Raw genomic sequence first — 19,765 nt, forward strand, 5'->3', positions numbered from 1 at the left:
TTAACTCCTGCTTGGCGACTGAAAGGCCGGCATGAATTTATTTTTTGAAGAAGACGGAGCATTTAAAGTCGGAACGGAAAAGAGTTCGACTCCGTCCGCCTGTCAGGTGGAACTTCCGACAGGTAAGCGGATTAAAGCAAAACGCTCTCACATACTGATTACGTTTGAGAACCCGAGTCCGACAGAATTTCTTAGACGTGCTCAGGAAGAGGCTGAGACAATCGATGTGGATCTTCTCTGGGAGTTTTCTCCCGAAGGCGACTTCACGTTCGGTGCGATTGCCGACGAGTATTATGGCGCTGCGCCTACGGCGGTGCAGAAAGCGGCGATTCTTCTCAAACTGCATGCCAATCCGGTTTACTTCTACCGTAAGGGAAGAGGCTCCTACCGAAAAGCGCCGGAGGAGACTCTGAGACTGGCTTTGGCCGCCATCGAGCGCAAGAAAGAACAGGAACGCGTCAAAGACGAGTATGTGCGCGAGATTACTGAAGAGCATAAGGCTCCTGAGGCAATCACAGCCAAGGCGATTGAGCTTTTAACCAAGCCTGATAAGAATTCATTGGAATGGAAAGCGGTTAAGGAAGCAAGCGACAAGATCAGCACTTCTCCGCTGCGCATGCTTTTAAATGTCGGAGCGATTAAGAACGCCTGGCACTGGCACGTGGACAGCTTCTTCACGGTCAATTTTCCGCATGGCAAAAACTTCCCGGGAAATTTAGGCACGCCTCCCGCAGATGTTCATGAGGAGCTTCCGATTTCGGACGCTGTCGCGTTTTCTATTGATGATTCGGAAACGACCGAGATTGATGACGCGATTTCCGTGACACCGCTTGACAACGGCCGTACAAGAGTCGGCATTCATATTTCCGCACCGGGACTCGGCATCACACATGACTCTCCTATAGATTTGGCTGCAAGAGAGCGCATGTCCACGGTTTATGCACCGGGGCTGAAGACCACGATGCTGCCGAAGAATTGGATTGAAGCGTTTACGCTGGACGAGGGCAAAGCGTCTCCTGCGGTTTCTTTATACGCGGTCGTGGACAACGAGACCTTCAGCGTGATTTCGACCGAAACCCGGCTTGAACGGGTGCGTGTGGAAAAGAATCTGCGCTATGACCTGATTGCCGACAAAGTCACGGAAGAAACGATTAAAAGCGGCTCTTTGGATGTGCCCTTCAGCAGTGAGATTATTTGGCTGTGGAACTTTGCCAAGGTACTTCTTAAAAATCGTGAAGAAGTTCGGGGCAGACCCGAGCCTGTCGGCCGCATTGACTGGTACTTCAGTCTGAAGGGCGAAGACGAGAATGCGGAGATCGAGCTGAAAGGCCGCCGCCGCGGCGACCCGCTCGATTTGCTGGTTGCGGAAATGATGATTTTTGCGAACTGCACTTGGGGCGCGTGGCTTGAAGAGCGCGGTACCGCGGGAATTTATCGTTCACAGCGCGCCGGCCGCGTCAAAATGACCAGCGTGCCCGGACCGCATGACGGAATCGGCGTGCCGTATTACGCATGGTCGACTTCGCCGCTGAGACGCTATGTGGACCTGATCAATCAGCGTCAGATCATCTCGACACTGAAAGGGGAGACTCCGGCGCTGCGAAGCAACGACAGCGAACTGTTTTCGATTATTTCGCTCTTTGACAGCAACTACTCGGCCTTTAATGACTTCCAGTCAAGAATGTCTCGTTACTGGTCGATGCGCTGGATTGAGCAGGAAGGTATTAAGGAAGTTAAGGCAAGTGTTGTTAAAGGAGACTTGGTTCGCGTCGAAGGCCTTCCGATGGCTCAGCGCGTGCCCGGACTGCCGGAGCTTCCGCGCGGACAGTCGGTTTTGATGCGTGTTTTGAATTTGGACTATGTCGAACTGGTGATGGAATGCAGTCTCGTCAAAGTGCTCGATGAAACGCATGAAGATGACTTTGATGACGAAATAGAACAGGAAGAAGAGGCAGGGGAGAAACTTTCTGCTGATTCCGAGGAAGGGGAAAATCAGACTGCAGCGGTTGAAAATCAATAGATATTCAAGCGCTGTATGCATGAGTTAAGATTACAAAAACAGAGGAGCAGGAGATATTCGATGAAAAAGCTTACAAAACTGGGAGTTGTTGGGAACCCGGTAGCGCATAGCTACTCCCCCGCGATCCACGAATTATTTGCCAAGCAGTTCGGAGACAATATTTCGTACGAAAAAATAGAGATTCCGATGGGGGAATTTGAAAGTGCCATCGGAGATCTGATTGATGAAGAATATTTCGGAATCAACGTGACGATCCCGTTCAAAGTTGACGCCTATCGCTGTTCTACGAAATGCTCCTCTCAGGCCAGACAGTCCCGAGCAGTGAACACACTGACTTTTCAGGGCGGCAAGATTTTAGGCGAGAACACGGATGGAAGCGGTTTTATTCGCGACCTTGAAGAACGTCTGAAGTTTACCGTCAAAGGGACGTCGATTTTGATTTTGGGTGCGGGCGGCGGCGTGCGCGGTATTCTTCCCGCGCTGATGGATCGTCAGCCAAAATCCGTGACGGTTGCCAACCGAAGTACTGCAAGAGCTTCTGAACTTTGTGACGAATTTGGCATTCAGAGCATTCTTTACGATGAAACCGGTTCGGAAAATTACGATCTCATCATCAACGCGACTCCGACCAGTCTTCAGAATAAAGCGCCTTTGGTCTCTCCCTTTGCTTTTGACAGCTGTACATTGGCGTACGATTTGGTTTATGCGGCTGCGCCTACTCCCTTTATGGAGCTCGCAAAACGCGGCGGCGCAAAAGAGGCTTCTGACGGACTCGGCATGCTGGTCGAGCAGGCCGCCGATTCCTATGAGATTTGGATGGGACATCGTCCGCAAACCGCTTCCGTCTACGAAGCGCTTCGCAAAATGCTCACGGCTTCTGCGGCTTAACTCCTCTCAAACCCCGCGTTTGAATTTCTAAGGAGATTGATTTGGGTACGATCAATCCAGATACACCTCTTCACGATCCGGATTACGACATCGCTGTACGTGATCCGGAGGCGGCTGCGCGCGGTTTAGCGATTATTCAGCAGCTGCTTGATGAAGGAGAAGAGGCCCAGGAGCGCAAAGACCTAAGGGTCGGCGAAGAAGTCAGGACACTGCTCCGCGATACGCTTTCAGGGCTGCACCCTGCGGATATTGCCTACATTCTTGAAGCGCTCCCACTGGATGAGCGTCTCATCGTCTGGGACTGCGTGCGCGCGGGCCGAGACGGTGAGATCCTTGTCGAGGTAAACGAGGGCGTACGAGAAACGCTTATCGACGCGATGAACCGCGACGAACTTGTGGACGCGGTCGAAGGACTGGATACCGACGAAATCGCAGACTTGGTCGAGGACCTCCCGCCTGACGTTGTCGCGGAGGTTCAGGAAGGACTTTCGCACGAAGAGAGAGCTCAGCTTCGTGCGGCGATGAGTTATCCCGAGGACACGGTCGGTGCCCGCATGGACTTCGAAATTGTTTCGATTCAGCAGGATGTGACGCTCGATATCGTGCTTCGCTATCTCCGACGGCTGAAAAAGCTTCCGGATCATACGGACCAGGTCTTTGTGATTGATCGGGACGAGAAGCTTATGGGCACGCTGCCGGTTGATCGAATTCTTACGCACTATCCGGAGGATTCCGTTAAGAACGTGATGCTGACGGAAGTGCTGCGGCTTTCGCCTCTGGAAGATGTGAGCGACGCCGCTCAGGCGTTTGAGCGATATGACTTGGTGAGTGCTCCGGTGGTGGACGAGACCGGACGACTGGTCGGTCGTCTGACGGTTAACGAAGTTGTTGACGTCATCCGTGAAGAAAGTGATGAAGAAGCTTACGGTGCCGTCGGTTTGGATGATGATCAGGACTTATTTGATTCGGTTTGGTCATCGGCGAAAGGCCGCTGGCTGTGGCTTGGTGTAAACCTCTTTACCGCTTTCTTTGCTTCCCGCGTGATTTCCGCTTTTGACGGAACGATCGAGAAAGTTGTCGCTCTGGCGGCGCTGATGCCGATTGTCGCCGGTATTGCGGGTAATTCGGGCAACCAGACTCTGACGCTTCTGGTTCGATCTTTAGCGACCGGTCAGATTACGGACGCCAACCAAATCGACGTGGTGAAGAAAGAGGTCTTGGTCGCGATTGTGAACGGTTTCATCTGGGGCATTGTTGCCGGTCTTTTTGCCTGGGCGCTTTACTACAACACGCCGGACGGCAAACTGCTGGGGCTGACAATGTTCCTGGCGATGCTGCTGAACATGCTGATGGGTGCGATTGTTGCGATTCTTGTTCCGATCACACTGAAAAAACTCGGCCGCGATCCGGCGATGGGCGGATCTGTCCTTCTCACCTTTATTACCGATTCAGGCGGATTTTTTATCTTCCTGGCGCTTGCGACGTATATATTTGGACTATCTTCCTAATGGATAGACAAAATGAAAACATCGCTTGCATCATCCGCTGCAGTATCTCTTTTTATTCTCGCATCGGCCGGGGCGTCGGCAGCTGAAACCGGCCCGCTTCCCGGCGTACATTCCGAAGAACTGATGAACGTCGTCGTGGTTTCCCGACACGGTGTTCGTTCTCCGACGCAGTCGGCAGAGAAACTGGAGTCCTGGTCTTCGAAGAAGTGGCCGAATTTCGGGGTCGATCCCGGCATTCTCACAAAGCGCGGCTACTATCTGGTAGAGCGTACTTGGGCGCTGAATCGCACTCGTGCGCCTTTTACATACGGGACTTGTCCTAAACCGGATGATGTTCAGATCATCGCCGATACGGATGAGCGAACCATCGCGACCGCCAAAGCGCTGAATGAAGGTTTGTATCCGGGATGCGGCTATCAGGTACGAACGACAGATAAAAAGCATTCCGCCCTTTTTTCTCCTTTGAAAGCCAAAGTATGCAAGATTGAGTATCCGAAAGAGCTTGCCGAGAAGCTGACGGAACGGGCCGCAGGCTTTTCGAAGATTTACGGCAGCGAGATAGCCGAAGTCGAAAAAATCCTAGGGCGGGAGCTCACAGGGAAAATGCGCGGTAAAGCGAGCAAACATAAAGTCGGTTATGAAGGCGCGCCGTATTCCGCTGCGAGCATCACAGAGATTTTTGCTTTGGAATGGGGACAGTTCCCCGGACAAAAGGCGGGCTGGGGCGTATTGGACTGGCCCGGCATTATGCAGCTGATGCCGCTTCGAGTCGGTGTATTTACCGCGCTGAACCGCGATATGGAAGTTGCCGCTTATAAAGGCTCTGCGCTTGCGAAAAAGATTATTGACTCTCTGGATCATGGTCCGAAATACACCTATTTGGTCGGGCACGACACGAACCTTGCAAATCTCGGGGCGCTGTTTGATCTGAACTGGAAGCTTCCGAACCGCGCAAAGAACGAGAACACGCCTGGCGGTTACTTAACATTTGAAAAGTGGCTGGTGAACGGCGAAGCTGAAATCCGAGTCTATTATTCCGCGCTGACACCTGAACAGATGAACGCGGAAACGGTTACGGAGCCGACAGCGGACTTTGAGATTCTGCCTCGCGGCGTTAAGTTTGACGAGTGGAAGAAAGCAAGCAGCCGCTTCTTGTTTAGTAAGTGCATTGAAGACGGCGCACTTTAAAGCGCGATTGTCTGATTGAAGCCGGAGCCAAAAACTTCGGCTTTAATTTTTATGACCGGCTTTGATTTTCCGCAGTCGTCCCGTTTGCGAAAGTTTTTTCAGTAAGACATCTGCTTTAGACATTGTTTGGGTATAAGCAATTAACTCTTGGCTCTAAAGCGGCTTCAGGGCTGAGAATGAGCGGGTTAGTTTGAAGTAGGCGCTGGCGACCAATTTTGCGACGAAGAGTTTTATTTCTTGACCGGCGTGTGGAGTTTTGTTCCGGGCTCCCGGCGAGAAGACTCTCTATATTGCAGGAGACACCATTTTTTATGATGAAGTTGCAGCAGTTCTGGAAAAGTATCGTCCGGAAGTCATCATTCTCAATGCCTGCGGTGCCGCTCTTCAGTATTTCGGCAGACTGATTATGGACGCCCATGATGTTTTAGAGGTTCATAAGGAAGCGCCGTATGCGAAGACCATCATCAGCCATATGGATAAGTTGCGCACGCAACGGTAGACAGAGCAGGTATGCGGAAGTTTGTCGCAGAGCACAAGATGGAGAAGAGCGCTCTTATTCCGGAGGATGGAGAGACGCTTGAATTTTAAGATTCAGTTTTTTAGCTGAGATACACCAGGAGCCGGATCTGTATTTTCTGGCTTTTTTGTGCCCGGAAGGAAGATCCGACAGATTTGGTTTCTTTGCTCAGATAGTTTTCTTGGGCTGGGAAAAATACGAATTGGGGGGTATAGAATTAGAAAAATCGCTTGGCGGACAAGGGCTGCAGATGACGAACTCATGGGGAGCGGGCTGATTTAACCCGGTATTTGTTCGTGTAGGGGAATTTGTCTACAAATAGGAGGGTTTTTCCTATAAATGTAATCGTGTATACGTTTTTTCTAATTTAGCTGTAACAGTAATTACAGACATGATTAATGGGGAGAGGCGATAATTTTCTCCATAGAAACAAAGACACGGACCACCTCACCACAGGTCCTAGAAATAGTTTCATAAAAGCCGATAAAGGCTGTTTTTCTCAAGGAGTATTCAAGAATGAAAAAACTTTTAGCTGTTGCAGTGTTAGCTGCTTTCTCAACAATGTCCTATGCTGCCGACAAGGTTCTGAACGTTGACATCGTCGTCGTCGGTCAGGGCGCAGCCGGTACAGCCGCTGCTTTCGCCGCCGCTGAAAAAGGCGCGAAGGTTATCGGTCTTGAAAAGAAAGCGATCGCCGGCGGCACAGGCAACTTCTCAGAAGGTATTTTCGCTGTCGGCTCCAAGATGCAGCGCGACTACTACATTCCTCTGACAAAGGACGAAGCGTTTAAGAAGATCATGGCTTACGGCCACTGGAGAAGCAACGCCCGCCTCGTCAGAGCCTTCGTTGACAAATCCGCCGACACCGTTGACTGGATGCAGAAACACGGCGTTAAATTCGAAAAACTGACAACCAATTACCCGGGCGGTCTCTACACATGGCACATCTATGAAGGCCGCGGCGCCGGCTGGATCAAGCTCTTCCAGGAAAAAGGACAAAAAGAATACGGCATGGAAGTGCTCTTCAACACACCGGCTGAAAAGCTTCTCATGAAAGACGGCAAGGTCGCCGGCGTTATCGCTAAAGACAAAGACGGCAACACCGTTACTGTTAACGCCAAGGCTGTGATTATCGCTACCGGCGGTTTCGCTGATAATCCTGAAATGATGAAGAAGTACACACGCTTCCCGGATACAGACGGTCTGGCTCAGTCCGGCAAGAACGGTGTCGGTATTCAGATGGCTTGGTCCGCAGGCGGCGGTAAAGAAGGTCTGGAAGTTCAGCAGTCCTACCGTCCGGGTCCGAGAGCCGTCGGAACAACAAACCACGTTTCCGCTACAGCTAAGCAGCCGCATCTTTGGCTGACACCGCAGGGCGAACGCTTCACCGACGAAACAATCATGGGTGACTGGCCCGCAGCTGGTAACGCTCTTGAAAGAATCGGCGGCCAGATGTGGGTTGTCTATGACAACAAGAACCTCGACTCTATGAAGCACGACGGTATTGTTCAGGGTGTTGGCGTTATGGTTCCGATCGGTGCCAAGCTCACCAACTTCGACAAAGAATGGGATGCCGCTGAAAAGGCCGGCTGGGCAGTCAAAGCCAACACTCTTGACGAACTCGCCAAGAAGACCGGTATGGATCCTGCCAAGCTGAAAGCCAGTGTTGAACAGTACAACCAGGCTGCTGAACAGCGTCATGACGCCCTCTTTGCTAAAGATCCGCAGTACATCTTCCCGGTCAAACAGGGTCCCTTCTACGCGATCAAGAGCGTTGCCTCCTCTCTCGGCACACTCGGCGGTATCAAGGTTAACGACCGTCTGCAGGTTGTTACCGACAAAGATAAGGCAATCCCGAACCTCTACGCTGCCGGTTCTGACGTCGGCGGTATGTACGGTGACTCCTATGACCTCCTGATGGCCGGCTCCACAATCGGCTTCGCCGTCAACTCCGCTCGTATCGCTGCGGAAAGCGCGATCAAGGATCACAACATCGCTGCTAAGAAGTAATATTTCTGCGATAACTTAGACAAGACCGCCTTCGGGCGGTTTTGCCGTTTCGGGCTTCTCAGAACGCAAAAGCCGCTCACGTATACTTTATCGACGACTAAAATAATCTCTCAGTCGGGAGAAGAGTGTGCAAAAGACCAACCACAGAACAAATACCTATTTTTGGAGCGCCTACAGTTTTTCTACGCTCGGCCGTTTTGTACACGGCATGGCGCTCTCCTGGGTTGTCTGGACGTTAACCAAGTCTCCGCTTTGGCTAAGCGCGATTGCGTTGCTGTCTGCGCTTCCCTCTCTGCCGCTCGCTCCGATTGCGGGCCAAATCGCCGACCGATTTCACCGCCACCATATTCTTTTAATCACACAGACCTTCGGCTGCGTGATTGCCGCTCTGACCGCCTGGCTGTCTTATGAGGGCGATCTCGGGCCGTATCAGCTTGCACTGCTCGCGCTCTGTTTCGGTATCATTACATCCATTGACGGCCCGTGCATGCACGCGATGCTTGTGGAAACCGGTGAAACCGTTTCGGAAGCGATTGCGCGGCAGTCTCTGATTATGAATATCGCACGCTCCGTGGCGCCGATGTTTGCGGTATTTATCATTGAAAGCGTCGGAGCAACCTGGTGCTTTGCGATGAACGCGGTCTGCTTTATTCCGATGATCGCTTTGATGCGCATTGTCCGAATTCCGAACCGTACGACGGAGGAGGAACGCAAAGAAAGCGTCAATATGGGTTCAGTTGAACTCTTTATGCGGTATCGAATCTTGCGCGACATCCTTCCTCAGGTGGCCTGTCTGTCCATTCTGGTGATGCCTGCGGTCGCACTGCTGCCGGCGATTTCTCTGAAAGGCAGCGAGCTGCTGAGTTTCGGCTCCATGTCCTCCGGTTTAGGTTTCGGAGCGGTGGCCGCCGCGGTTCTGATGCAGAGAAACCGCGGAATCATTGACCATGTAACAACCGTATGGATGGGCGGCTGGGTCACATGTATCGGTTTTGCGGCACTTCCCGCCTTGGATTCACTGACTTCGCAGTGGCTGTGCGCATTGGTTGCCGGCGCATCGCTGACATTTTCTTTGGCGAGCGCGAATAATCTGGTGCAGAGCCGAGCGCCCAATATTTATCGAGGGCGCTTTTCGGCGATGTATTTAGCTGTGATGCTCGGTTTTGTTCCGATCGGGCAGTTTATTCTCGGACTGGCTTCCGAGAAGTTCGGCGCAGTCCATTCAGTCAGGGCATGCGCTATTTTGGCGATGATCCTGATGGTTATCTTTGCGTATTTGGCTTCGGAAGGCAAAGACAAGAATCAGGATGACGAGGCTTCTTCTTCGTAATTAATCGTTTGATTAAACCCAGTCGTAGATATCTTTAAAGAGTTCTGAACGAACAAAGACGTTACGGCCGGATTTTCTTATGAGTTCTTTAGCGCTCCAGTCGGAAAAGAGTCTGCTTACTGAGACTCGTGTGAGATTGACGACCGATCCGTACTGTTCATTGGTGAGATCAAGCGGGATTTTCATCCATTGATCGTCGACGATCGGCTTGTCATAGCTTAGGAGCAGCACTTTAAGCAGAGTGCGCAGGCGGTCAGCCGGTTCAAGTGTAAAGTTTGCGACCATCGCCTCAATGGAGCATTCCTGTTTGATAGTTACGTGCTTGGCCATTTCCAAACCAAACTCCGCGTGTTCGAGCATATAGTTCGGAATGATGTTCGGAGACATGGAAAGAACTTCGCAGGTGCCGATGGCGCGAGTGGTCACATTGACTCTGGTTCCAGTGAGCGCAGAGAGGTCGCACGCAGCACGATTTGGAATCAGTAGATTGAGCACACTTGCATGGCTCTTATATTGGTCGGCAATGTAATAAGCCAGCGCTCCTTTTGTAACAAGATATAACTTATTATTTTCTCCCTTGGCCTTTAAAAGCTGGCGTGAATGAAATGTCAGCGGGACTCCATACTCATGAAAGAGTTTGATGACGGTGTCGGGTTCCTTTGGAGGAATCCAGGGGAGGGCATGGAATATCTGTCTCATATTTCCGAGTATTTTTTAAGGCATAATTATTCTTGCACTGACAAGCAGTTTTTAACAGTCAGTCACGTATTAACACCTATTTCGGTTGGACAACCCAAATCTTGAGAGGCATTATTACGGGATGACTAAACAAAAGATCGTTAAACAGGAGTCGGCAGCCGCCTTGGTTTCCGACTTTAATTCTTACTGCCCGAAGCATAAAACAAAGAATCTGAGAAGGATCCTTTTGAGTGTTTCCGCCGCGTGTGCTGTTCTTGTCGGCGCTGCTTCCGTACACTTTCAGCCGATGCTGAGAGCCGCAGAAGCGCCGCTTCGCATCAAGGCTCTAAGTTACCACACATTCGAAGAGCAGGATGTGCGTGATACCGCAAGTCAGACGATTGACGACGTGCTGGAACGCATGCAGGAAAACGCGGCCGCGTTTATTTCACAGCACTATGCCAAGGTATCGGAAGAAGATGCACTTGAAATCGTTCATCAGGCTTTCATATCCGGCAAAGAGCACGATATCGATCCTCTGCTGATTCTTGCGATTATTGCGACCGAGTCTTCATTTAATCCGAATGCCGGCAGTTCCGCGGGAGCCAAAGGACTCATGCAGGTTCATGCCAAAGTTCATGCCAAGCGCTTTAAAGAGTACGGCGGCGTGAAAGCGGTTCATGAGATTGAAGCAGGTATCGAAGTCGGCACTCAGATTCTTAAGGAATATCTGAATAAAACCGGCTCACTCAAGGGCGCGCTCAAATATTATGTTGGCGCGGCTAACCACAAGACGGACGGCGGATACAGCCGCAAGGTTCTTTCGATGAGAAGCCATCTGCAGATGGCGGCAAACGGAGAAATTCAGGCGGCAAGAATTCAGGCCCGCAGTCCGAGCAAATTCCCGGAAGATCATCAGGATCACAAGGATTTTGCGACTTACTCAGCCAACATGAAGCTTGAGAAGTTCCCGTCGCTTGCGGGAGATTCTCAGAATCAGGGTTAATTAAAATCGCCCCAGAGCGTTTGGGCGTAGGAAGCGGCAGCGATAGCTGCCGTTTCTGTTCTTAAGACGCGCGCGCCGAGACGCTTTCCTGTAAAGCCCGCACCGAGGAGTGTGTTCATTTCACCGTCGGAGAAACCGCCCTCGGGCCCGACAGCAAAGGTGACGGCGCGGATTTCTTCATCTTCAGAGCGGGTCTGCGCAGACGGACTCAGCATAATTCGCAGTCCCTCGGCTTCTTCTGCGGCGCTCTTTAAACTCGACTTGAAAACAATTTCCGGCAGAAAATCTTCTCCGCACTGTTTGCAGGCTGAGACCGCGATTTTGTTCCAGCGCTCAAGACGCTTTGCGGCTTTTTCCGAGGTCAGACGAATTTCGCTGCGATCAGCGGGAAAGACGACAATTTTGCTGTAGCCAAGTTCACAGGCTTTCTCTACGATCCAGTCCATTTTTTCATTGCTGACGAGCGACTGAAGAAGGATAAGACGCAACCCGCGCTCGGACTGTTTAATTTCCTCAGGCACAACTTCCGCGTAATCGGCGGCAAAGTGAATCGGTCCTTTAGCGCAAAGTCCTCTGCCGTTAAAAACTTCGACCGTGTCATCCTGACGAAGACGAAGCACGCGCATCGCGTGATGAACGGACTCAGAGGGTAAAACAATTGGCTTTCCGACTTCTGCGTCGGGAAACGGAACGTAAAAACGAGGCATATATTGTTAACACAGCTTTCAGAATTTTTGTGATGATAACCCAATTGCCGAATTATTAAGGAAAAATCCCAAACGCCTCCAAAAATTAAATTTTGTTCGTACTCTCGAGAGTTGGTAAAATCGAACCTCAGGTACTGGCCCTGTCGGCCCGCGCTTTTTTTATTTTTAAAACTCTTTTAAATCATGTCATCATCAGTCTCTTGCAAGACAATGGCCAACGCCGTTCGTGCGTTGGCAATGGACGCGGTTCAGAAGGCAAATTCCGGTCACCCCGGCATGCCGATGGGTATGGCAGACATCGCTGTCGCCCTCTGGACAAAACATCTCAGACACAATCCCGCTGATCCGCACTGGCTCGGCCGCGATCGATTCCTTCTTTCCAACGGTCACGGATCCATGCTGCAGTATGCGCTGCTGCATCTTTCCGGTTACGATCTCACGATCGACGACCTTAAAAATTTCCGTCAGCTTCACAGCAAAACGCCGGGGCACCCTGAAGTCGGTGTAACACCCGGCGTTGAAACATCTACGGGTCCGCTTGGACAGGGTATTGCCAACGCAGTCGGCATGGCGCTTGCAGAAAAGATGCTCGCAGCAGAATTTAATACGGAAGACTGCACGATTATTGACAACTACACCTATGCGTTCCTTGGCGACGGATGCCTGATGGAAGGCATTTCGCACGAAGCATGCTCGCTTGCCGGAATTTGGAAGCTCAATAAGCTCATCGCCCTTTATGATGACAACGGTATTTCCATCGACGGCAAGGTTGAAAACTGGTACGCGGAAAACGTTCGTGAGCGTTTCGAGTCTTACGGCTGGAACGTGATCGGTCCGATCGACGGCCACGACGTCGAAGCGGTTTCCGACGCGATCGCACTTGCTAAGAAGTCCGACAAGCCGACACTGATTGACTGCAAGACCGTGATTGGTTTTGGTTCTCCCAACCGCGCCGGTACCAACAAAGCGCACGGCTCTCCGCTTGGCGAAGAAGAAATCGCCGCAGCAAGAGAAGCGATCGGCTGGGAATACGGTCCCTTTGAAATTCCTCAGGAAATTTATGACGCCTGGAACGCCAAAGCGGCCGGCAAAGCCATGGAAGACGAATGGCAGGCTAAATACGACGCATACCGCGCCCGTTATCCGGAAAAAGCGGCTGAACTGGAACGCCGTCTCAGCGGTGAACTTCCTGAAAACTGGGATGACATCGTTTTTGACGCGATCGTTCAGGCTGCAGGCGAAGCCAAGACGGTTGCAACCCGCAAAGCAAGTCAGATGGCGCTTAACGCTTTTGCTCCGGCGCTTCCCGAACTGCTTGGCGGTTCGGCTGACCTGACAAGTTCGAACCTGACCAACTGGGAAGGCGTTCAGGCGCTCAGGCCTGACAATATGCTCGGCCGTCATATTAACTACGGTGTCCGCGAATTTGGAATGTGCGCCATTATGAACGGTATCGCGCTTTACGGCGGTTTTATTCCTTACGGCGCGACATTCCTTACTTTTGCGGACTACGCCCGCAATGCACTGAGAATGGCCGCTCTGATGAAGATTCGTTCCATCTTTGTCTTTACGCACGACTCGATCGGTGTGGGCGAAGACGGTCCGACGCATCAGCCTGTCGAACACACCGCAAGCCTCAGAATTATTCCGGGCATGGACGTTTGGCGTCCTGCCGACACCTGTGAAACTCTGACCGCCTGGGCAAGCGCGATTGAGCGCAAAGACGGTCCGACTTCGCTCATTCTCTCCAGACAGAATCTTCCGTTCGTGGAGCGCGAAGAATACAATGCCGATGAGATGGCTCAGGGCGGCTACATCATGCTTGAAGCGCCTGAAGGAGCCGCCTCCGTTCAGGTCACGCTTCTTGCAAGCGGAAGCGAAGTTGCGCTGGCTGCTGAAGCCCGCAAGCAGCTTCTTGCGATGAACATCCAGACTCGTCTGGTATCGATGCCTTCGACAACGGTCTTTGATCGTCAGCCGCAGGAATACAAAGATTTTGTTCTCGGCGCAGGCAAGCCGGTTGTCGCGATTGAAGCGGCAACATCCGACATCTGGTGGAAATACATCCGCGGTGCCGGAACGGTTATCGGTATGAATACATTCGGTGAATCGGCTCCTGCCGGTGAGCTCTTTAAACTTTTCGGGTTCACGGTCGACAATGTCGTGGCCACTGTTCAGCAACTACTTAATCAAGGGAAATAAGATATGACAATTCGTGTTGCCATCACCGGTTACGGCAGAATCGGCCGCAATGTACTTCGTGCTTTCTACGAAGAAAACAAGTGGCCTGACGTTAAGATCGTTGCCATTAACGACACTGCCAAGCCTGAAGCGACCGTTCATCTGACCAAGTTTGACACCGCGCACGGCAAATTCAACGGCGATGTTTATTGGGAAGACGGCCATCTTGTTGTCAACGGCGACCGCATTTTCATGTGCTCCGAGCGCGATCCGAAGAAGCTTCCCTGGAAGGATCTTGACGTAGATATCGTTCTCGAATGCACAGGCGCGTTCCGTGATAAAGAAGGCGCGATGCAGCATATCGAAGCGGGCGCCAAGAAAGTTCTGATCTCCGCTCCCGGCAAAGACGTTGATGCGACAGTGGTTTACGGCGTGAACCAGGACGTTCTGAAAGCCAGCGACGTGGTTGTCTCCAACGCTTCCTGCACCACCAACTGCATGTGCCCGTTTGTTAAGCCGCTCAAAGACAAGCTCGGTATTGTAGACGGCATGATGACAACGATTCACGCGTTCACAAACGACCAGGTTCTTACCGATGTGAAGCATAAGGATCTTCGCCGCGCCAGAGCCGCCGCGCACAACATCATCCCGACCAAGACCGGTGCCGCTAAGGCTGTCGGCCTGGTGATCCCCGAACTTAAGGGCAAGCTTGACGGTTATGCAATGCGTGTTCCGACTCTGAATGTCTCCGTTGTTGATCTGACATTCCAGGCCGCTCGTCCGACAACCGTTGAAGAAGTCAACCAGATCATCCGCGAAGCTTCCGAAAGCGCCGAGCTCAAAGGCATTCTCGGCTACAACGAACTTCCGCTGGTTTCCACAGACTTCAACCATACTTCTTTCTCTTCGATCTTCGATTCAACTCTGACAAAGGTCATTGACGGAACACTGGTTAAAGCGGTCGCATGGTATGACAACGAGTGGGGCTTCTCCTGCAGAATGCTCGACACCGCTGTTGCGATGTACAACGCCAAGTAATCTTTGATTATCTCGAGGCCCCGTTTACGGGGCCTTTTGCAAAAGGAAAAGTATGCAAGTTAGAACATTGGAACAACTTCTCAAGGAAGACGCCCTGCGCGGAAAACGCGTTTTCATCCGTGCCGACATGAATGTGCCGCGTGACGCCGAAGGCAACGTCGCTGACGACCATCGTCTCAGAGAGTCGATGCCCGCGGTTAAGATGGCGCTTGAAGGCGGAGCCGCTGTTATGGTCTGCTCTCACTTGGGCCGTCCGAAAGAAGGCGCTCTGACGGAAGAAGACAGTCTGATTAAAGTCGCCGAGCACTTCGGCCGCATGCTTGGCATGCCGATTCGCTTTGAGAAGGATTGGCTCAACGGTGTGGACATTCAGCCCGGTGAAGTGGTGGTATTAGAGAACTGCCGCGGCAACGTGGGCGAAAAGAAGAACGACCCCGAACTTGTCGCCAAGATGGCTGCGCTCTGTGATATTTATGTCAATGACGCGTTTGGCACCGCGCACCGTGAGCAGGCGACTACTGACGGCCTTGCCAGAGAAGCGGAAGTTGCCGTCGCGGGTCCTCTGCTTGCCAAAGAAATCCATGCGCTGAAGAAAGCGGTTGCTGAAGCCAAGCATCCTTTGACCGCTGTTGTCGGCGGATCAAAAGTTTCCACCAAGCTGACCATTCTTAAAAACCTTGCTCCGAAGGTTGACACTCTGATTGTGGGCGGGGGTATCGCCAACACATTCCTTTTGGCGCAGGGTCACAAGATTGGCAAGTCGCTTGCCGAACCGGACCTGGTTGACGAATGCAAAGCCGTGATGAAGATCATGGAAGAGAAGGGCGCGCATCTTCCGCTTCCTATTGACGTCGTGGTTGCGCACCACATCGGCTATGACGCCGGCTTCCGTATCTGCGATCTCGATGATATTGAAGACGACGAAATGATTCTGGACATCGGCCCGAAGACCAGCAAGCTGCTTGAACCGTACATCAAAGAAGCCAAGACCATTATTTGGAACGGTCCTCTCGGCGTCTTTGAAATGGACAACTTCAAGGAAGGCACTCGCAACCTGGCTAAGGACATTGCAGATGCGACCGCAAACGGCGCTTTCTCGATCGTTGGCGGCGGCGATACCATTGCTGCGGCTAAAGTTTTCGAGGTTGCCGACAAGGTTTCCTACATTTCCACCGGCGGCGGCGCGTTCCTCGAGTTCCTCGAAGGCAAGACGCTTCCTGCGATTGCAGCGCTGCAGGAAAGAACGAAGTAATTCGTTCTAGAACAGAAACCGGGCTTGTCCCGGTTTTTTTAATGTCTTTCGAAACGAATAAACCCGCTCTCAGGAGGTGTTAGAGAGCGGGTTTAGCTTATCCGGTCAGGGGAAGATTATTTTTCCTGTGCGGCGTTTTCACCTGCGATGCGGCCGGAGGTGTAGGCCAGTCCGAGACCGGTTCCGGATGTATAGACTCTGCGGTAGAAAGGTCTGTTGGCTGTTTCACCGCCCGCATAGAGGCCTTTGATCACGGAGCCGTCCGCACGAAGAACCTGGAACTTGTCATTGGTTCTGACACCGCCGATGGTTCCCATCGTTGACGGAATGACACGAACTGCGTAGAAAGGAGCCTGCTCGAACGGAACCAGGAATTCAGGATTTTTATCGAAAACGGGGTCCTTCTTGTCTTTGCAGGCCTGGTTGTACTGATCCATCGTGGCTTTCAGCTGAGCAGCGGGAACGCCCATCGCTTTGGCGAGCTCTTCCCAGTTTTTACCGCTGACAACGATTTCCGGATCGTTGTATTTGGCAAGCAGAGCGGCCTTATTCGTGTCTTTGCTGTCCAGGATTGCCCAAGCGGCTTTCTGATTGGCGATCGGATCAACAATGTAAGGCAGGTCTTCCTTAACGAAGCGTTTTCCGTCCTGGTTCACAAAGACGTCATCTTTGTACACATTCTTGGTTCTGAAGGTATTGTTCAGTTCCCTCTTTGTAGAAACCGGACTGATACCCATGACCCAGCCGTCTTTGAAGCCTGCGGCGCCCACTTTCTGAGCCATGATAATGCCGTCACCGGTGGCGCCGGGCGTCGCATTGGACACATCCGTGTAGGGTGCGTAGGAAGGAACGAATTTTTCAAGGAGTTCTTTATTTCTGGCAAATCCGCCGGTACCGAGAATAACGGCTTTTGCACGAATTTCGATTGGCTGTTTGCCTTTCATGGCTTTGACGCCGACGACATTGCCCTTGCTGTCCGTGATTAATTCTTCAGCCTTAGTTCCGGTCATGATCGGAACACCGGCATTGTCGAGATAAGTTGTGAATGCCTTGACGACAAAGCGGCCGCCCGCAGGAGAAGAGCCTCTGCCGGAAGCAGGAATCGGAGATTCTGCCGGTGCGTGCGCATAATTCGGGCCGCCGTAGCCGAAGGGGCGCGGAACGGCAAACTTATGGCCGATATCCTTTTCCATCCAGTTGACGGTCTTGTCGAATTCATTAATGATCTTATGCATGCGGGCTTCATCCGGCATGCTTTCATCGGCGCCCGGGAAGGAGCGATCCTGGTCTTTAATCCAAATGTTGACGAAACCGTCATCTGAAACATTCTGCGTACCGGCTCGCTTCTGCGGGTTTGTGTTTCCCGCCGCTATAGCGCCGCCTGCAAGTGCGGAACTGCCGCCGACAAATGCCTGCTTTTCAATAAGAAGTACTTTAGCGCCGTGCTGATGGGCCGACGCGGCAGCAGATAAGCCCGTTCCGCCTGATCCAACCACGACAACATCGGTGTTGATTTTTTCGATATCAGCTGCGGAGACTGCAAAGGGAAGGCAGGCTAGTACAACAGAAAGCGAAAGCGTTTTGAATTTCGTCATTTCAAGTTCCTTGAGAGTTTTTTTAATTATGTAGACCGTCGGATAGCTCCCACAGAGCTTCCGGAATGCATTTGAGATGCATTATTAAATTATAAGAATGAGCTCAGAAATACTCACGCTTTTTAAGAGCCTCAACGGGTTTGTTCGATTTGATTTGAATTGCTGAAAGCGTTCGTCTGACCGAACGAACAGACGTTTTGGTTCCGAAAGAAAAGATGTACTGTTTAGCCCGATAATTTCTTTTCAGAGGTCTGGATAAAAACAAACCCGGGACATTGCCCGGGTCTTCGCATCTGGAAATGTTTTTATTTCTGCAGGATTTTTTTGCGAACAAACTGCACAATAACTGCGAAAGTAAAAGGTACCAGCGCAGCGAGGATGCCGACAATCAAAATCAGGGAGAGATTGTTTTTGATGAACGGGATGTTGCCGAACAGATAGCCCGCGCCGACGATAGATGTGACCCAAAGAAACGCGCCGGTGCAGTTGTAGAGCTGGAATTTGCCCATTTCCATTTTGGCAGCGCCTGCGACTAAGGGGGCAAAAGAGCGAACGATCGGGATAAAACGCGCTAAAACAATAGTTTTCCCGCCGTGCTTTTCATAAAAGTCATGAGTTCTCTGAAGGGCGGACTGATCAATCCAGCTGATGGAGCCGTCATAAATCTTATTGCCAAGCCAAGAGCCGATGTAATAGTTCAGTGTGTTGCCGAGGATCGCGCCGAGGGTAATGAGAAGAATCAGCGTCGATACTTCAAGCGCGCCCGCCGCAGCTGCGGCGCCGGAGATGAATAACAGAGAGTCTCCCGGAAGAAAAGCCGCAATGACCAGCCCTGTCTCGCTGAAGAAAATCGAGAAAAGGACAAAGTAGACCCACCAGCCGTAGTTCTCGGCAATGTAAAAAATAAAGTGGTCGGCGTTGCGGAACAGCTCTAAAGCAAGAGAGAAAAAATCCATGTTATTCAAAAAGGCAGACTGACTCATGAAACAAGTGATTCTACAGTATCCCAAGGGGTTTCATTGCCGCATACGGGAAGAACCTAGGGAGGTTTCGGCCTTTCGCTGAAGTCTAGCGGTCCGGATGCTGTCTCCACTTTTTGACAATAAAGCCGATCACAAAGGGCGCGAGTCCCAGCACAATACCGCCGACAAGGATGAGCGACAGATTGTTTTTGATGAACGGGATGTTTCCGAAGAGGTAACCGGCCGTCACGATAATCCCGGCCCAGAGAACGGCGCCGAGTGTTCCACTCGCTTCAAAGCGCAGTCGATTCATCTTGGCCGCACCGGCGACGAGCGGCGCAAAGGACCGAACTATCGGCACAAATCGAGCAAGCAGGATGGTCAGATTACCGTGCTTGGCAAAGAACGCTTTTGTCTTCGCCATGGAGTCCTGATCGATCCACTTAATCGACCCGTCGTAAATTTTATTGCCGAGCCAGTAACCAAGTCCGTAAGCGACAGTGTTGCCCACGCAGGCGCCAAGCGCGATCGCGAAAAACGCCGCGACAGGGTTCAGGATTCCTGCGGCAGCCGCAGCGCCCGTTACAAAGATCAGAGAGTCTCCCGGCAGAAGCGCGCAGATTGCGACACCGGTTTCAAGAAAGTAGACGGTGAATAGGAATAAATAAACATAGGCGCCGTACTGAGCAGCCATATGCGCGATAAATTGGTCGCTGTTTCGGAAAAGTTCCAGAAATACCGATAAAAAATCCATCTCTTCATGCTCAAACAATCATCCGAAAATAATTTTAGAAAGATGAAGGAGAATCGGCGCCGGAAAGGCCCAAAACAAGGAAATTAAAGACGAAAATGAATAAAGCGAAACAGATTAATTGGTTGCGTCAA

16 protein-coding genes are annotated in these 19,765 nt (G+C 51.6%); 11 read left to right on the top strand and 5 right to left on the bottom strand.

The window, feature by feature from the left end; genetic code table 11:
* The first annotated feature begins 31 nt into the window (after nucleotides 1-31).
* The 7 genes from AC6I1F_RS01460 (at nucleotide 32) to AC6I1F_RS01490 (ending at nucleotide 9,461) form a co-directional block, all read left to right on the top strand.
* Entirely contained in the window at nucleotides 32-2,020 is a 1,989-nt protein-coding gene (locus AC6I1F_RS01460) for a ribonuclease catalytic domain-containing protein (protein WP_290432586.1), read from the top strand.
* A gap of 60 nt (nucleotides 2,021-2,080) precedes the next feature.
* Entirely contained in the window at nucleotides 2,081-2,908 is an 828-nt protein-coding gene (aroE, locus tag AC6I1F_RS01465) for a shikimate dehydrogenase (protein ID WP_160335402.1), read from the top strand.
* A 50-nt stretch (nucleotides 2,909-2,958) separates the two neighbouring features.
* Complete coding sequence (gene mgtE / locus AC6I1F_RS01470) at nucleotides 2,959-4,416, top strand: magnesium transporter (protein ID WP_370267275.1); 1,458 nt, start codon at nucleotides 2,959-2,961, stop codon at nucleotides 4,414-4,416.
* Nucleotides 4,417-4,428: 12 nt separating this feature from the next.
* Nucleotides 4,429-5,604 (top strand): histidine-type phosphatase, encoded by a 1,176-nt coding sequence (locus AC6I1F_RS01475; RefSeq protein ID WP_160335400.1) that lies wholly within the window; start codon nucleotides 4,429-4,431, stop codon nucleotides 5,602-5,604.
* 256 nt (nucleotides 5,605-5,860) lie between these two features.
* Complete coding sequence (locus tag AC6I1F_RS01480; protein WP_251569358.1) at nucleotides 5,861-6,103, top strand: MBL fold metallo-hydrolase; 243 nt, start codon at nucleotides 5,861-5,863, stop codon at nucleotides 6,101-6,103.
* Nucleotides 6,104-6,637: 534 nt separating this feature from the next.
* A complete protein-coding gene (locus AC6I1F_RS01485; RefSeq protein WP_290432587.1) occupies nucleotides 6,638-8,131 on the top strand; it encodes an FAD-dependent oxidoreductase in 1,494 nt (497 codons plus the stop codon).
* A gap of 127 nt (nucleotides 8,132-8,258) precedes the next feature.
* On the top strand, nucleotides 8,259-9,461 hold the full coding sequence (locus tag AC6I1F_RS01490; protein WP_160335397.1) for an MFS transporter: 1,203 nt from the start codon (nucleotides 8,259-8,261) through the stop codon (nucleotides 9,459-9,461).
* Nucleotides 9,462-9,473: 12 nt separating this feature from the next.
* Here AC6I1F_RS01490 and AC6I1F_RS01495 read toward each other — a convergent pair whose 3' ends face one another.
* Nucleotides 9,474-10,160, bottom strand: coding sequence for a Crp/Fnr family transcriptional regulator (locus tag AC6I1F_RS01495; protein ID WP_160335396.1), 687 nt, complete (start codon nucleotides 10,158-10,160; stop codon nucleotides 9,474-9,476).
* A gap of 121 nt (nucleotides 10,161-10,281) precedes the next feature.
* Between AC6I1F_RS01495 and AC6I1F_RS01500 the strand changes: the two genes are divergently transcribed.
* Nucleotides 10,282-11,145, top strand: a complete 864-nt coding sequence (locus tag AC6I1F_RS01500) for a transglycosylase SLT domain-containing protein (RefSeq protein ID WP_160335395.1) — start codon at nucleotides 10,282-10,284, stop codon at nucleotides 11,143-11,145.
* On the opposite strand, the gene AC6I1F_RS01505 is transcribed toward AC6I1F_RS01500, so the two are convergent.
* A complete protein-coding gene (locus tag AC6I1F_RS01505) occupies nucleotides 11,142-11,852 on the bottom strand; it encodes a 16S rRNA (uracil(1498)-N(3))-methyltransferase (protein WP_160335394.1) in 711 nt (236 codons plus the stop codon). The genes AC6I1F_RS01500 and AC6I1F_RS01505 overlap by 4 nt on opposite strands.
* Nucleotides 11,853-12,035: 183 nt before the next feature.
* Between AC6I1F_RS01505 and tkt the strand changes: the two genes are divergently transcribed.
* From tkt to AC6I1F_RS01520, 3 genes are read left to right on the top strand one after another with little or no spacing between them, the layout of a single operon-like run.
* Nucleotides 12,036-14,054: a transketolase gene (gene tkt, locus AC6I1F_RS01510; RefSeq protein ID WP_251569360.1), complete on the top strand. Its 2,019-nt coding sequence runs from the start codon at nucleotides 12,036-12,038 to the stop codon at nucleotides 14,052-14,054.
* Between the two features lie 3 nt (nucleotides 14,055-14,057).
* A complete protein-coding gene (gap, locus tag AC6I1F_RS01515) occupies nucleotides 14,058-15,071 on the top strand; it encodes a type I glyceraldehyde-3-phosphate dehydrogenase (RefSeq protein WP_160335392.1) in 1,014 nt (337 codons plus the stop codon).
* Nucleotides 15,072-15,123: 52 nt separating this feature from the next.
* The gene (locus tag AC6I1F_RS01520) at nucleotides 15,124-16,323 is read left to right on the top strand and encodes a phosphoglycerate kinase (protein WP_290432588.1); all 1,200 of its coding nucleotides are present in this window, start codon (nucleotides 15,124-15,126) and stop codon (nucleotides 16,321-16,323) included.
* 116 nt (nucleotides 16,324-16,439) lie between these two features.
* On the opposite strand, the gene AC6I1F_RS01525 is transcribed toward AC6I1F_RS01520, so the two are convergent.
* The 3 genes from AC6I1F_RS01525 to AC6I1F_RS01535 form a co-directional block, all read right to left on the bottom strand.
* Nucleotides 16,440-17,918, bottom strand: coding sequence for an FAD-dependent oxidoreductase (locus tag AC6I1F_RS01525; protein ID WP_251452795.1), 1,479 nt, complete (start codon nucleotides 17,916-17,918; stop codon nucleotides 16,440-16,442).
* Nucleotides 17,919-18,223: 305 nt separating this feature from the next.
* On the bottom strand, nucleotides 18,224-18,874 hold the full coding sequence (locus AC6I1F_RS01530; protein ID WP_160335678.1) for a VTT domain-containing protein: 651 nt from the start codon (nucleotides 18,872-18,874) through the stop codon (nucleotides 18,224-18,226).
* 112 nt (nucleotides 18,875-18,986) lie between these two features.
* Complete coding sequence (locus AC6I1F_RS01535; RefSeq protein WP_160335677.1) at nucleotides 18,987-19,634, bottom strand: VTT domain-containing protein; 648 nt, start codon at nucleotides 19,632-19,634, stop codon at nucleotides 18,987-18,989.
* Nucleotides 19,635-19,765: the final 131 nt, after the last annotated feature.

Source organism: Parasutterella sp. St.1A3 (genome assembly GCF_059728705.1).

Excerpts from the sequence above, each read along its gene's own strand:
- AC6I1F_RS01460 (WP_290432586.1), top strand. The coding sequence starts at position 32 with ATGAATTTATTTTTTGAAGAAGACGGAGCATTTAAAGTCGGAACGGAA.
- AC6I1F_RS01525 (WP_251452795.1), bottom strand. The coding sequence starts at position 17,918 with ATGACGAAATTCAAAACGCTTTCGCTTTCTGTTGTACTAGCCTGCCTT.
- AC6I1F_RS01495 (WP_160335396.1), bottom strand. The coding sequence starts at position 10,160 with ATGAGACAGATATTCCATGCCCTCCCCTGGATTCCTCCAAAGGAACCC.
- AC6I1F_RS01505 (WP_160335394.1), bottom strand. The coding sequence starts at position 11,852 with ATGCCTCGTTTTTACGTTCCGTTTCCCGACGCAGAAGTCGGAAAGCCA.
- AC6I1F_RS01475 (WP_160335400.1), top strand. The coding sequence starts at position 4,429 with ATGAAAACATCGCTTGCATCATCCGCTGCAGTATCTCTTTTTATTCTC.
- AC6I1F_RS01500 (WP_160335395.1), top strand. The coding sequence starts at position 10,282 with ATGACTAAACAAAAGATCGTTAAACAGGAGTCGGCAGCCGCCTTGGTT.
- gap (WP_160335392.1), top strand. The coding sequence starts at position 14,058 with ATGACAATTCGTGTTGCCATCACCGGTTACGGCAGAATCGGCCGCAAT.
- tkt (WP_251569360.1), top strand. The coding sequence starts at position 12,036 with ATGTCATCATCAGTCTCTTGCAAGACAATGGCCAACGCCGTTCGTGCG.
- AC6I1F_RS01520 (WP_290432588.1), top strand. The coding sequence starts at position 15,124 with ATGCAAGTTAGAACATTGGAACAACTTCTCAAGGAAGACGCCCTGCGC.
- AC6I1F_RS01535 (WP_160335677.1), bottom strand. The coding sequence starts at position 19,634 with ATGGATTTTTTATCGGTATTTCTGGAACTTTTCCGAAACAGCGACCAA.
- aroE (WP_160335402.1), top strand. The coding sequence starts at position 2,081 with ATGAAAAAGCTTACAAAACTGGGAGTTGTTGGGAACCCGGTAGCGCAT.
- AC6I1F_RS01530 (WP_160335678.1), bottom strand. The coding sequence starts at position 18,874 with ATGGATTTTTTCTCTCTTGCTTTAGAGCTGTTCCGCAACGCCGACCAC.
- AC6I1F_RS01485 (WP_290432587.1), top strand. The coding sequence starts at position 6,638 with ATGAAAAAACTTTTAGCTGTTGCAGTGTTAGCTGCTTTCTCAACAATG.